This is a genomic window from Paraburkholderia bengalensis (genome assembly GCF_037126505.1).
Lineage (GTDB): Bacteria > Pseudomonadota > Gammaproteobacteria > Burkholderiales > Burkholderiaceae > Paraburkholderia > Paraburkholderia bengalensis.
On the sequence record NZ_JACFYJ010000079.1, the window covers coordinates 24,990 to 38,394 of the forward strand.

The window sequence follows — 13,405 nt, forward strand, 5'->3', positions numbered from 1 at the left end:
GTTACCGATGGTACAGATGATGTTGAACAATATAGTCCCACACAGCGGCGGGGACATGATTCTGCGCGGATTCGCCGGTGCCGGCGGCGGTGTCCGCGTGGTTGTCGAGCGACGCGCGCAGGTGCGCGCGAATGTCGGTGGCCGATACGTCGAATGCCAGCGACGTGTCGACGAGCAGATGACCGGCGGGTGTCGCCTGCAGCACGTCGGCGCCTGCCGCGCGCTGCGCCATCGCCGCTGCCACGGCGGGCGGCACCGCCTTTACATCGAAGCCCGGACGCGTCGCCGCGGCGATGTGCGCGTAGTCGAAAAGGTGCTGCCAGTCATGCCAGGTGTCGAGCCGCACCAGTTGATCCGCGCCGACCAGCAGCGAAATGGACACCTCCGCGCCTTCCCGCTCGCGCCAGCGACGCAGCGTTTCGACGGTGTAGGTGGGGCCATCGTGCTCGATTTCGTCCGTGGCGACCTGAACCGTCGTGCCAGGCAGCTTCAGCGACGCCGCAGCGGCGCGCGTCATCGCGAGCCGGTGTTCGGCCGCCGATACATCTGCTTTCTGCCACGGCTGGCCAGCCGGCATCAGGACGAGTTCGGTCAGATTGAGCGCGTGGGCGAAACGTCGTGCCAGCGCAAGGTGGCCGTCGTGGATCGGGTCGAACGTGCCCCCGAGTATGCCGATGCGCCGGCGCAGCGCCCGTCGTTCGACGGCGGGCCTGGCGACGGGCCTGGCGACGGATTGAGCGGTCGGATTCAGTTGCGGTTCCTTTGCCTGTCAAGTAGCACGGGTGCGGCGCGGCAGCACGCGTCAGATCCACTCGCGCGGCACGAGAAAGTCGCTATACAGGCGCGCTTCCGGCGTGCCCGGCTCAGGCTGCCAGTCGTAGCGCCAATTTACGACGGGCGGCATCGACATCAGGATCGATTCCGTACGCCCACCGCTTTGCAGCCCAAACAGTGTGCCACGGTCGAAAACGAGGTTGAATTCGACGTAGCGCCCGCGCCGGTAAGCCTGGAAATCGCGCTGGGCCTCGCCGTACGGCATGTCGCGGCGTCTTTCGATGATGGGCAGGTACGCGTTCAGGAACGCATCGCCAACGCTTTTGACCATCGCGAACGACTGCCCGAATCCCGGCTCTGCGTAGTCGTCGAAGAAAATTCCGCCGATTCCGCGCGGCTCGTTGCGGTGCTTCAGGAAAAAATAGTCATCGCACCAGCGCTTGAAGCGCGGGTACAGGTCGTCGCCGTAGGGCTGCAGCGCGTCGCGGCAGATGCGGTGAAAGTGCTGCGCATCTTCCTCGAAGCCGTAATACGGCGTCAGATCCATTCCGCCGCCGAACCAGAACACGGGCGCTTCGCCCGCTTTCGTCGCGACGAGCAGGCGCACGTTCATATGAACGGTGGGGCAGTACGGATTGCGCGGATGCAGCACGAGCGACACACCCATGGCCTCGAAACCCCGGCCCGCCAGTTGCGGGCGCAGCGCGCTTGCCGAACCGGGCAGGGCGTCGCCTTGCACGTCCGAGAAACCGATGCCCGCCCGCTCGAAGAATCCGCCGCCTTCGAGAATGCGGGTGCAGCCGCCGCCGCGCAGCTTGCCGCCGGGCGCGCGTTGCCAGCTATCGGTGGCGAACGGCGTGCCGTCGAACGCACCGAGCGTGTCGGCAATCTGCGTCTGCAGGCCTTGCAGCCAGGTGCGGACGGTCTGCGTGTCGAGGGCGTCGTGAATCGGATCGGTCATGGTGTGTGGGGCGCGGCGTGCTCGAAGCACGTCCGCGGTTCAGACTCAGTGGAGCGGAGCAGGACGCCTGCAAGGGCGCGCGCGACACATGTTCTTTCGGTCGCCGGGATTCGTCGCCGTATAAAACTGCGACCGGCCGCCGACGGGTCCAAGTGTAGCGCTGGTGCCGCAATATGGTCCCGAAGGGCCGTTCCAGCGTCGCGGGTACGCGCACAGACCGCCGCGCCCGCTGGCGCGGCGCACCGGCGGCCCCGTTTAGCCGTGTTTGCGGTTGGCCGCGCGATACCCGATGTCGCGGCGATACTGCATGCCGTCGAACGAAATGTGGTTGATAGTTTCATACGCGACCGACTGCGCGCTGCGCACGGAATCGGCCAACCCGACGACGCACAGCACGCGTCCGCCCGACGTCGTCAGCTTGCCGTCGGTGAGGGTGGTGCCCGCGTGGAACGTCACCGCATCTGCTGTTTCGGCCGGAATGCCGCTGATGAAGTCGCCCTTGCGCGGCGCGTCGGGATAATTGTGCGCGGCCAGCACGACGCCCAGCGCCGTGCGGCGGTCCCATTCGAGTTCGACGGTATCGAGCGTGCCTGCAATGGCCTGCTCGACGACCTTCGAGAAGTCACCCTTCAGGCGCGCCATGATCGGCTGCGTCTCGGGGTCGCCCATCCGGCAGTTGAATTCGAGCGTCTTGGGCGTGCCCTGCGCGTCGATCATCAGTCCCGCGTACAGGAAGCCTGTGAAGCGGATACCTTCCTTTTCCATGCCGCGCACCGTCGGCAGGATGATTTCGCGCATCACGCGAGCGTGCAGTTGAGGCGTGACGATGGGCGCGGGCGAATAGGCGCCCATGCCGCCCGTGTTCGGGCCCTGATCGCCGTCGAGCAGCCGTTTGTGGTCCTGGCTCGACGCCAGCGCCAGCACGTTCTTGCCGTCCACCATCACGATGAAGCTCGCTTCCTCGCCTGTCAGGAACTCCTCGATCACGACGCGCGCGCCCGCGTCACCGAGCTTGTTGTCCGACAGCATCATGTCGACGGCGGCGTGCGCCTCTTCGAGCGTCTGCGCGACCACCACGCCCTTGCCCGCCGCGAGGCCGTCGGCCTTGATCACGATGGGCGCGCCCTTTGCATCGATGTACGCGTGCGCGGCCGCGACGTCGGAGAACGTTTCGTATTCGGCCGTCGGAATCGCGTGACGCTTCATGAACGCCTTCGCGAAATCCTTCGAACTTTCGAGCTGCGCGGCTTCCCGCGTCGGGCCGAAAATCTTCAGGCCACGCGCGCGGAAGATGTTGACGATGCCCGCCGCGAGCGGCTGCTCGGGACCAACCAGCGTGAACGCGATCTGTTCTTTCTCGACGAAGTCCGCGAGCGCGTGCGGATCGGTGATGCCAACGTTGAGCAGGCGGCTGTCCTGCGCGGTGCCGCCGTTGCCGGGCGCCACATAGACGAGCTGCACGCGTGGCGATTGCGCGAGCTTCCATGCGAGCGCGTGCTCGCGGCCGCCGGAACCGACGACGAGTAACTTCATGTGATTCCCCGAATGCTAAAAACCATGAACAGCCCGCAAAGCGGCGCGAGCCGTGGATATCCGTCCTTACTTTCGCACGCTGCACGCGCGCTGCCGGTGACGCAGGCCACCAGGCGGGACACCGGACCGAAACATGCGGTGCGAAACGTTGCGCAAGGCGTCGCGCGACAAGCGTTGGCAACCGCGGCCGCGCACATCGCGGCGACGCGAACCGCGCGCTCGCTCACGCAAACACGCCCGCGAGGCGAGCCGCAAGCGCGCGGCGAATGCAGGGAGCAGCGCAGCGACTGCCTGGATGCGGATACAGACCGGGAACCAGGCGGCGCGCTCACTCCCGCCTCATTCGTCGGCGATTGCCGCGTTTGTATAGACTTCCTGCACGTCGTCCAGATTCTCCAGCGCGTCGAGCAGCTTTTGCATCTTGACGGCGTCGTCGCCCGTGAATTCGACTTCCGTTTGTGGCTTCATCGTCACTTCCGCGAGTTCCGCCTTGAAGCCGGCAGCTTCGAGCGCGGCTTTGACCTTCGGGAAATCGTTCGGCGGGCAGACCACTTCGATGCTGCCGTCGTCGTTCGGGACGACGTCGTCGGCACCCGCTTCGAGCGCGGCTTCCATCAGCTTGTCTTCGGGCGTGCCGGGCGCGAACAGGAACTGGCCGACGTGATCGAACATGAACGACACCGAGCCGTCCGTGCCCATGTTGCCGCCGAACTTCGAAAACGCGTGGCGCACTTCGGCGACGGTGCGGGTGCGGTTGTCCGTCATCGTGTCGACAATGATCGCCGCGCCGCCAATGCCGTAGCCTTCGTAGCGGATTTCCTCGTAGCTCGCGCCGTCCACGCCGCCCACGCCGCGCTGAATGGCGCGGTTGACGTTGTCTTTGGGCATGTTGGCGTCGTACGCCTTGTCCACGGCGAGCCGCAGACGCGGGTTCGAGTCGATGTCGCCGCCGCCCATGCGCGCCGCGACCTGGATTTCCTTGATGAGCCGCGTCCAGATCTTGCCTTTCTTGGCATCGGCCGCTGCTTTCTTATGCTTGATGTTGGCCCATTTCGAATGACCCGCCATACCTTTCTCCGTCGCGTGCGCCAGCGGGGCGCGCGCATAGTGCAAATGTCGTTGCGTTTGTCGGGCGGCGCGCTGTGCATTCGCGCTCGCGCTCCGATGTCAGTCTGGTCGCACCCTGATGCCGCAGCGGCGCAAAAACCGTGCGCATTGCGGCCCCCGGTCTTGCCCGCGTGCATCGAAAGACGGAAACGTCGTGCTGGCGTCGCGCGAACGGGTGCCCGTCATGGGCGCCGATCGCCGGAGGCCGATGAGGGAACGAAGCGGACGGTGAGGCCACGAGGCGATGCCTGCAGGGTGTGCCGCTCGATGAGCGGATTCGAATTTTACCATGCCGGCCGCATGCGGCAGAAGGGACGGGCGCGTCGGCGCAGCAGGCTGGCGGATGCAGAAAGGGTCGCGGGCGGTTAGCGGCTGGCGCGGGATCGACTCGATCTAAGGGAGCGGCATTGCGGCGAAGCACCCGAACAGCAAAGCCGCCCGTCCACCGAGGGATCAAAGCGCCAGTTCAGGCGGGTCGGCCGGAACGGGCGCTGACAGAGCCGGAAAGTGGAGCGCGGGACGGCAGCCACACGTGGCGATTCGCCGCGAACGCGGCGGCGTCCGTCGGTTTCAGTTCTTCGTGCCGAACAGGCGGTCGCCCGCGTCGCCGAGGCCAGGGATGATGTACGCATGCTCGTTCAGATGCGAATCGAGCGACGCGACGTACAGCTTGACGTCCGGGTGCGCGTCCTGGAACACCTGCACGCCTTCCGGGGCGGCGACGAGCGCGAGGAACGAAATGTTCTCGCCCGCCACGCCGCGCCGCTTGAGCACGTCGATGGCATGCACGGCCGAATAACCCGTCGCGACCATCGGATCGCACAGGATGAAGATGCGGTCCTCCAGATCGGGCAGCCGCACAAGATATTCGACAGGCCGGTGGTCGTCGTCGCGATACACGCCGATATGGCCGACGCGCGCCGACGGAATCAGCTCCAGCAGCCCGTCTGACATGCCGACGCCCGCACGCAGCACAGGCACGATCGCGAGCTTCTTGCCGGCGATCACGGGCGCGTCGATGTCGACGAGCGGCGTGCTCACGCGGCGCGTGGTCATCGGCAGGTTGCGGGTGATTTCATAGCCCATCAGCAGCGTGATCTCGCGTAGCAGTTCGCGGAACGTCCGCGTGGACGTGTCGCGATCGCGCATGTGCGACAGCTTGTGCTGGATCAGCGGGTGATCGAGGATGAAAAGATTGGGAAAACGGCTGTCCTGAGTCATGACGTGACGCCTCGCGGCGATAAATGGGCTGTACTGTCGACGGGCGGCGCGCAACCGACGGCCGCGCCATGCCCGCGAGTTTACCGGAAGGGCGGCGCGAACAGGCCGTCGATATCGAAAGCGGCTTCGAAAGCAGTTCACAGCGAGCCTCGGCAGCGCGGCGTCGATTCTTCTAGAATCGGGGGACAGTTGACCCACCCGGCGCAACGCGCGGCCATGCCCGACGCGCGGCGCGCACCCCCATCAGCACCAGTAAAAGGACAAGCACATGGATCTGGGAATCGCAGGAAAGACCGCGCTCGTGTGCGCGGCGAGCAAGGGACTGGGGCGCGGCTGCGCCGAGGCGCTCGCGGCCGAGGGCGTGAACGTGACGATCGTCGCGCGCACGCCCGAAACGCTCGAGGCCACGGCCGCCGATATCCGCGCGAAGACGGGCGTCGACGTGAAGGCCGTGGCCTGCGACATCACCACGCCGGAAGGCCGCGCCGCGGCGCTCGCCGCGTGCCCGCAGCCGGACATTCTCGTCAACAACGCGGGCGGGCCGCCGCCGGGCGATTTCCGCAGCTTCACGCACGACGACTGGATTCGCGCGCTCGAAGCCAACATGCTGACGCCGATCGAGCTGATCCGCGCGACCATCGACGGCATGATTTCGCGCGGCTACGGACGCGTGGTGAACATCACGAGTTCGTCGGTGAAGGCGCCCATCGACGTGCTCGGTCTGTCGAACGGCGCGCGCTCGGGCTTGACGGGCTTTGTCGCGGGCGTCGCGCGCAAGGTCGCGCCGAACGGCGTGACGATCAACAATCTGCTGCCGGGACTGTTCGACACCGACCGTATCGCCGTGACGTTCGAGGCGTCGGCGAAGTCGCAGAATATTTCCGTCGAGGAAGCGCGCAAGCAGCGCATGGCGACGATTCCCGCGCGGCGCTTCGGCACGCCCGACGAGTTCGGCCGCGCGTGCGCGTTCCTGTGCAGCGTACACGCGGGCTACATCACCGGGCAGAACTGGCTGATCGACGGCGGCGCTTATCCCGGCACGTACTGACGCGCAGGCGTGACGCGCGGGCGTCGACGCCACAAAACAATCACTACACACGACGGCATCACAAGAGGAGCAACGAAATGGCAACACGCGTCGCGCTGATCGCGCACGATCACAAGAAGGACGACATCGTCAGGCTGGCGGGCGAGTATGTCGATACGCTCGCGCGCTGCGAGCTGATCGCGACGGGCACGACGGGTTCGCGCATCTCCGATGCGCACGGCCTGAAGGTCGAACGCATGCTGTCGGGCCCGCACGGCGGCGACCTGCAGATCGGCGCGCAGCTGGCCGAGGGCCGCGTCGACATGGTGATCTTCCTGCGCGACCCGATGACGCCGCAGCCGCACGAACCGGACATCAACGCGCTCGTGCGCGCGTGCGACGTCCACAATGTGCCGTGCGCGACGAATATCTCGACGGCGCGGATGATCCTCGACGGACTGACGCTGCGGCTTGCGCAGCCGCTTTGACGGCGCGGCTTTCATCTGCGCGTACGCGACAACCACGTAACGAACGAATCTGGAGACGACATGGCCAAGGCAATTCGATTCGACAAGACGGGCGGCCCCGAAGTGATGAAGTGGGTCGACGTCGAGGTGGGCGAGCCGGGCAACGGCGAAATCCGCATCAAGCAGCATGCGGTCGGCCTGAACTATATCGACGTGTATTTCCGCACGGGTCTGTACCCGCTGCCGCTGCCGGGCGGTCTCGGCATGGAGGCGGCGGGCGAGGTGGTCGCCGTCGGCGCGGGCGTGACGGACCTCAAGGCGGGCGACCGCGTCGCCTATGTCGCGCGGCCGCCGGGCGCGTACGCGCAGGAGCGCGTGCTGCCCGCCGCACAGGTGGTGAAGCTGCCCGACGCGATCGGCTATGAAGAGGCCGCGTCGGTGATGCTGCAGGGGCTGACGGCGCAATACCTGTTGCGCCGCACGTACCCCGTGAAGGCGGGCGACACGATCCTGATCCAGGCGGCCGCGGGCGGCGTGGGGCTGCTCGTGTGCCAGTGGGCGAAGGCGCTCGGCGCAACGGTGATCGGCACGGTCGGTTCCGACGAGAAAGCGGAGATCGCGAAGGCGCACGGCTGCGATCATCCCATTGTCTATACGCGCGAAAACTTCACGAAGCGCGTGCGCGAAATCACCAACGGCGCGGGCGTGCCCGTCGTGTACGACTCGATCGGCAAGGACACGTTTACGGCGTCGCTCGATTGCCTCGCGCCGCTCGGCATGTTCGTGAGTTTCGGCAATGCGTCCGGGCCGCTGCCGCCCATCGATTCGTCGGAGTTCGCCGGGCGCGGTTCGCTGTTCTTCACGCGTCCGACCCTCTTCACCTACATGGGCAAGCGCAGCGACTACGACGCGATGGCGGCCGAACTGTTCGACGTGATCGCATCGGGCAAGGTGAAAACGAGCATCAACCAGCGTTATGCGCTCGCCGATGTCGGCAAGGCGCACGCGGATCTCGAGGCGCGCAGGACGACGGGATCGACGGTTCTGCTGCCGTAAGAGCGCCGCACGCAACAGGCGCAAGCAGCAACGCTCCGCAGCAACGCTCCGAGAAGGCCGCTTCACGCGACGTGAAGCGGCCTTTTTCGTTGGCGCCGTTTACGCGTTTTTTACGTCCCTCCCTCCATCTTTGACCAGCCGTTTATGCCGATGGGCATAACGTTCGGGACATCCATCGCCCAACAAATGGAGAACATGAAATGGATGTGCTGTACGTCGGGGGCATCGCGCTGTTCGCTGCGCTGACCTTTGGATTGATCGCCGGATGCGAGAAGCTGACGCGCTACGGCCGTGGTCAGGGAGCACGCTCATGAACTGGGTCCTCTGGCTATCAGGAGCGGCGACCGCGCTGCTGTTCGTCTATCTCGTTTATGCGCTGCTGCGAGCGGAGGACATTGAATGAACCTCAACAATGTCCTGCAGCCGGCGGTTTTCATCGTCGTGCTGCTCGCGGCGGCCGTGCCTGTTTCGCGCTATCTGACGCGCGTGATGGACGGCAGTTCGCGCATCGTCAGGCTGGGCGGCCCGATCGAGCGGCTGCTCTATCGTCTTGCCGGCGTCGACCCGTCGCACGAAATGGGCTGGAAGCACTATGCGGTCGCGACGATCGCCTTCAACCTGCTCGGCGTCGCGTTCCTTTACGTGCTTTTGCGCGTGCAAGTCTGGCTGCCCGCCAATCCGCAGCAGTTCAGCGCGATGACCGTCGACGGCGCGTTCACCACGGCGATCAGTTTCGTCACCAACACGAACTGGCAAGACTACTCGGGCGAGCAGACGCTGAGCTATCTGACGCAGATGCTCGGCCTCACGGTGCAGAACTTCCTGTCGGCGGCAACGGGTATCGTCGTCGTGATCGCGCTGGTGCGCGGCTTCGCGCGGCACACCGCACAGACCATCGGCAACTTCTGGGTCGACATCACGCGCGTGACGCTCTACGTGCTGCTGCCGATGTCGATGATCGTCGCGGCTATCTTCATGAGCCAGGGCGTGATCCAGAACTTCAAGTCGTATGAAGACGTGCCCACGCTGCAGACCACCACGTACTCCGCGCCGAAGACGGATGCGCAGGGCAACGCCGTAAAGGACGCGAAGGGCAACCCGGTGATGGTCGACACGCCCGTGAAGACCCAGACGATCGCGATGGGCCCCGTCGCTTCGCAGGAAGCGATCAAGATGCTCGGCACCAACGGCGGCGGCTTCTTCAACGGCAACTCCGCGCATCCGTTCGAGAACCCGACGCCGTTCTCGAACTTCGTGCAGATCTTCTCGATCCTGATCATTCCCGCCGCGCTGTGTCTCGTGTTCGGCCGCGTGATCGGCGATCGCAAGCAGGGGGTGGCCGTGCTCGCCGTGATGACGATCGCGATTGCCGTGTGCATTGCCGGCGAGATCGGCGCGGAGCAGAGCGGCAACCCGCTCTTCGCGTCGCTGCATATCGACCAGTCGGCGAGCGCGCTGCAGGCGGGCGGCAACATGGAAGGCAAGGAGACGCGCTTCGGCATCGCGCAGTCGGGCATCTTCACGGTCGCGACGACGGCGGCATCGTGCGGCGCCGTGGCCAACACGCATGACTCGCTGACGCCGCTCGGCGGCCTCGTGCCGATGCTGCTGATGCAGCTTGGCGAAGTGATCTTCGGCGGCGTGGGTTCGGGTCTGTACGGGATGCTGGTGTTCGCGATGCTGGCCGTGTTCGTCGCGGGTCTGATGATCGGCCGCACGCCCGAATACGTCGGCAAGAAGATCGAAGCGTACGAGATGAAGATGGTATCGATCGTCGTGCTGCTGACGCCGCTGCTCGTGCTCGTCGCGACGTCGATCGCCGTGCTGACCGATGCGGGTAAAGCGGGCATCGCCAATCCTGGCCCGCACGGCTTCTCGGAGATTCTCTACGCGTTCAGTTCGGCGGCGAACAACAACGGCAGCGCGTTCGCGGGTCTCACGGTGAGCACGCCGTTCTACAACTGGCTCACGGCGATAGCGATGTGGTTCGGCCGCTTCGGCACGATCGTCCCGGTGCTCGCGATTGCCGGCTCGCTCGCCGCGAAGAAGCGCATCGCGGTGACGGGCGGCACGTTGCCCACGCACGGACCGCTGTTCGTCGCGCTGCTGCTCGGCACGGTGCTGCTGGTCGGCGCGCTGACTTACGTGCCCGCGCTCGCGCTCGGCCCGGGCGTCGAACATCTGATGATGATCGCGGGCCATTGATACGCCTCGCGAAGATAAAAACGGCGACGAATCTAGAGGATGAAATGACTGACCATTCCGCCACCCGGTCCATGTTCGATCCGGCGCTCGTGCGCCCGGCGATCGTGGACTCGTTCAAGAAACTCAAACCGCACACGCAGTTCCGCAACCCGGTAATGTTCTGCGTGTACGTCGGCAGCATCCTGACGACGATCCTGTGGGTCGCCGCGCTGATGGGCCAGGCCGAGGCGCCCGCGAGCTTCATTCTCGCGGTGTCGCTGTGGCTGTGGTTCACGGTGCTGTTCGCGAACTTCGCCGAAGCGCTCGCCGAAGGGCGCTCGAAAGCGCAGGCGGCATCGCTGCGCAGCGCGAAGAAAGACGTGATGGCGAAGAAGCTCAACGAGCCGCATCCGAAGTCGCCCATCCGCATCATGACGGCTTCCGATCTGCGCAAGGGCGACGTCGTGCTGGTCGAAACGGGCGACGTGATTCCCGCCGACGGCGAAGTGATCGAAGGCGTCGCATCCGTCGACGAATCGGCCATCACGGGCGAATCGGCGCCTGTGATCCGCGAGTCGGGCGGCGACTTTTCGTCGGTGACGGGCGGCACGCGCGTGCTATCGGACTGGATCGTCGTGAAGGTCACGGCCAATCCTGGCGAAGCGTTCCTCGACCGCATGATTGCGATGGTAGAAGGCGCGAAGCGCGCGAAGACGCCGAACGAAATTGCGCTGACCATTCTGCTCGTCGCGCTGACCATCGTGCTGCTGCTCGCCACCGCGACGCTGCTGCCGTTCTCGATGTTTTCCGTCGAGGCCGCTAAAGCGGGTCATGTGGTGACGATCACCGCGTTGGTCGCGCTGCTCGTGTGCCTGATTCCGACGACGATCGGCGGTTTGCTGTCGGCAATCGGCGTGGCGGGCATGAGCCGCATGATGCAGGCGAACGTGATCGCCACGTCCGGCCGCGCCGTCGAAGCCGCCGGCGACGTCGATGTGCTGCTGCTCGACAAGACGGGCACGATCACGCTCGGCAACCGTCAGGCATCGACCTTCATTCCGGCGACGGGCGTGACGGAAGAAGGGCTCGCCGATGCGGCGCAACTGTCGTCGCTGGCGGACGAAACGCCGGAAGGCCGCAGCATCGTCGTGCTCGCGAAGCAGCGCTTCAATATCCGTCAGCGCGACATGGCCGCGCTGCACCCTGTGTTCCTGTCGTTCAGCGCGCAGACGCGCATGAGCGGTGTCGACCTGGCGGGACGCGAAATCCGCAAGGGCGCCGCCGATGCCGTGAGGCATTACGTCGAAGCGCATGGCGGACATTTCCCGGCGGACGTATCGTTTGCCGTCGCGGAAGTCGCGCGGCGCGGCAGCACGCCGCTGGTCGTGGCCGAGAAGGCGGACGTGAATGGTACGAATGTGGCGCGCGTGCTTGGCGTGATCGAGCTGAAGGACGTGGTGAAGGGCGGCATCAAGGAGCGCTTCGCAGAACTGCGCAAGATGGGCATCAAGACGGTGATGGTGACGGGCGACAACCGCCTGACGGCAGCCGCCATTGCAGCCGAAGCGGGCGTCGACGATTTCCTCGCCGAAGCCACGCCCGAAACGAAGCTTGCGACGATCCGCGCGCATCAGGCGCAAGGGCGCCTCGTCGCGATGACGGGCGACGGCACCAACGATGCTCCCGCGCTCGCGCAGGCCGACGTGGCCGTCGCGATGAACACGGGCACGCAGGCCGCGAAGGAAGCGGGCAACATGGTCGATCTCGATTCGAATCCGACCAAGCTGATCGAGATCGTCGAGATCGGCAAGCAGATGCTGATGACGCGCGGCTCGCTGACCACGTTCTCGATTGCCAACGACGTCGCGAAGTATTTCGCGATCATCCCGGCGGCGTTCGCGACGACTTATCCGGCATTGAACGCGCTGAACGTGATGCATCTGGCGACACCGACCTCCGCGATCATGTCGGCCGTGATCTTCAACGCGCTGATCATCGTGCTGCTGATTCCCCTCGCGCTGAAGGGCGTGAAGTACCGGCCGCTGGGCGCGGCGATCCTGTTGCGCCGCAATCTGCTGGTCTACGGCCTGGGCGGCATCGTCGTGCCGTTCTTCGGGATCAAGCTGATCGACATGGTGCTGGCCGCCTTCGGCTGGGTTTAATGCAGCGCGCGCTTTGACTCGAGATTAAGGAAGCTGAACATGAACTCGCTTTTTCGCCCGATGATCGTGATTTTCGCCGTGCTGACGGCTGTCACGGGACTTGCGTATCCCGCCGTGATGACGGCGTTTGGCCAGGCCGTCTTTCACGACGAGGTCAACGGCAGCATGATCGAGAAGAACGGCCAGGTAGTTGGCTCGCGGCTGATCGGCCAGCAGTTCGACGCGCCGCAGTACTTCTGGGGGCGTCTGTCGGCGACCACGCCGATGCCGTACAACGCGCAGGGCTCGAGCGGCTCGAACCTCGGTCCGATCAACCCGGCTCTCGCCGACGAGGTCAAGGGGCGTCTGGATGCGCTGAAGGCCGCGGGACATATGCCCGCGAGTACACCCGTTCCTGTGGACCTGGTGACGTCGTCGGGCAGCGGTCTCGATCCTGAGATCTCGCCAGCGGCGGCGGCGTTTCAGATCGAGCGTGTCGCCGCGGCGCGGAAGATGAATGCCAACGATGTCGCCGCGCTGGTTGATCGCTATACGCGCGGGCGGCAGTTCGGGTTGTTCGGCGAGTCGCGGGTGAATGTGCTGGAGTTGAATCTTGCGTTGGATCACGCGCAGCGGGGGTGAGGGGTGACGATGGCGCCTGCGCGGCGCGGGCGGTTTTGTTGTGTGCTTGCGGTTTGCGCGGGCATCCGCAATAGCGCCTACGCGGCGCGGGCGTTGCCGGTGTGTGTTTGCCCTTTGCGCGGGCATCCGCGATGGCGCCTCGCGGCGCAGGCGTTGCCCCTGTGCGGGGCGGCACCTACTTTTCTTTGCAGCGGCAAAGAAAAGTAGGCAAAAGAAAGCGGGCTCACACCGCAGTCCTTGCCACCTACCCACGGGCCCTCAACGTCCCCATTCTTCATTCGTCCGCGCGCTG

General features: G+C 65.5%; 13 protein-coding genes. 8 read left to right on the forward strand and 5 right to left on the reverse strand.

Annotated features, from left to right (window positions below; genetic code table 11):
• Position 1: 1 nt before the first annotated feature.
• From H3V53_RS32420 to upp, 5 genes are all read right to left on the reverse strand, one after another.
• Positions 2 to 751 carry a nicotinate-nucleotide adenylyltransferase gene (locus H3V53_RS32420; RefSeq protein WP_336601336.1) on the reverse strand — a complete coding sequence of 250 codons (750 nt, stop codon included), beginning with the start codon at positions 749 to 751 and terminating at the stop codon, positions 2 to 4.
• Positions 752 to 802: 51 nt separating this feature from the next.
• On the reverse strand, positions 803 to 1,735 hold the full coding sequence (gene hemF, locus H3V53_RS32425) for an oxygen-dependent coproporphyrinogen oxidase (RefSeq protein ID WP_336601324.1): 933 nt from the start codon (positions 1,733 to 1,735) through the stop codon (positions 803 to 805).
• Positions 1,736 to 1,990: 255 nt separating this feature from the next.
• Positions 1,991 to 3,268: a phosphoribosylamine--glycine ligase gene (gene purD, locus H3V53_RS32430; protein ID WP_336601325.1), complete on the reverse strand. Its 1,278-nt coding sequence runs from the start codon at positions 3,266 to 3,268 to the stop codon at positions 1,991 to 1,993.
• Positions 3,269 to 3,607: 339 nt separating this feature from the next.
• On the reverse strand, positions 3,608 to 4,336 hold the full coding sequence (locus tag H3V53_RS32435; protein ID WP_336601326.1) for a YebC/PmpR family DNA-binding transcriptional regulator: 729 nt from the start codon (positions 4,334 to 4,336) through the stop codon (positions 3,608 to 3,610).
• A 609-nt stretch (positions 4,337 to 4,945) separates the two neighbouring features.
• Positions 4,946 to 5,596, reverse strand: coding sequence for a uracil phosphoribosyltransferase (gene upp / locus H3V53_RS32440; RefSeq protein WP_012401447.1), 651 nt, complete (start codon positions 5,594 to 5,596; stop codon positions 4,946 to 4,948).
• A 268-nt stretch (positions 5,597 to 5,864) separates the two neighbouring features.
• On the opposite strand from upp, the gene H3V53_RS32445 reads away from it, so the two are divergent.
• From H3V53_RS32445 to kdpC, 8 genes are all read left to right on the forward strand, one after another.
• Positions 5,865 to 6,644 (forward strand): SDR family oxidoreductase, encoded by a 780-nt coding sequence (locus H3V53_RS32445; protein WP_336601327.1) that lies wholly within the window; start codon positions 5,865 to 5,867, stop codon positions 6,642 to 6,644.
• A gap of 77 nt (positions 6,645 to 6,721) precedes the next feature.
• A complete protein-coding gene (locus tag H3V53_RS32450; protein ID WP_336601328.1) occupies positions 6,722 to 7,111 on the forward strand; it encodes a methylglyoxal synthase in 390 nt (129 codons plus the stop codon).
• 60 nt (positions 7,112 to 7,171) lie between these two features.
• Entirely contained in the window at positions 7,172 to 8,146 is a 975-nt protein-coding gene (locus tag H3V53_RS32455) for an NADPH:quinone reductase (RefSeq protein ID WP_054919818.1), read from the forward strand.
• A gap of 200 nt (positions 8,147 to 8,346) precedes the next feature.
• Positions 8,347 to 8,460: a hypothetical protein gene (locus tag H3V53_RS32460; protein WP_007583456.1), complete on the forward strand. Its 114-nt coding sequence runs from the start codon at positions 8,347 to 8,349 to the stop codon at positions 8,458 to 8,460.
• Positions 8,457 to 8,549 carry a K(+)-transporting ATPase subunit F gene (gene kdpF, locus H3V53_RS32465; protein ID WP_336601329.1) on the forward strand — a complete coding sequence of 31 codons (93 nt, stop codon included), beginning with the start codon at positions 8,457 to 8,459 and terminating at the stop codon, positions 8,547 to 8,549. Before H3V53_RS32460 ends, kdpF begins: the two co-directional genes overlap by 4 nt.
• Positions 8,546 to 10,351 carry a potassium-transporting ATPase subunit KdpA gene (gene kdpA, locus H3V53_RS32470; RefSeq protein ID WP_336601330.1) on the forward strand — a complete coding sequence of 602 codons (1,806 nt, stop codon included), beginning with the start codon at positions 8,546 to 8,548 and terminating at the stop codon, positions 10,349 to 10,351. The genes kdpF and kdpA overlap by 4 nt, the downstream gene beginning before the upstream one ends.
• Before the next feature lie 44 nt (positions 10,352 to 10,395).
• Positions 10,396 to 12,492 (forward strand): potassium-transporting ATPase subunit KdpB, encoded by a 2,097-nt coding sequence (gene kdpB, locus H3V53_RS32475; protein ID WP_336601331.1) that lies wholly within the window; start codon positions 10,396 to 10,398, stop codon positions 12,490 to 12,492.
• A 39-nt stretch (positions 12,493 to 12,531) separates the two neighbouring features.
• Positions 12,532 to 13,113, forward strand: a complete 582-nt coding sequence (gene kdpC, locus H3V53_RS32480) for a potassium-transporting ATPase subunit KdpC (protein WP_336601332.1) — start codon at positions 12,532 to 12,534, stop codon at positions 13,111 to 13,113.
• The last annotated feature ends 292 nt before the right edge of the window (positions 13,114 to 13,405 follow it).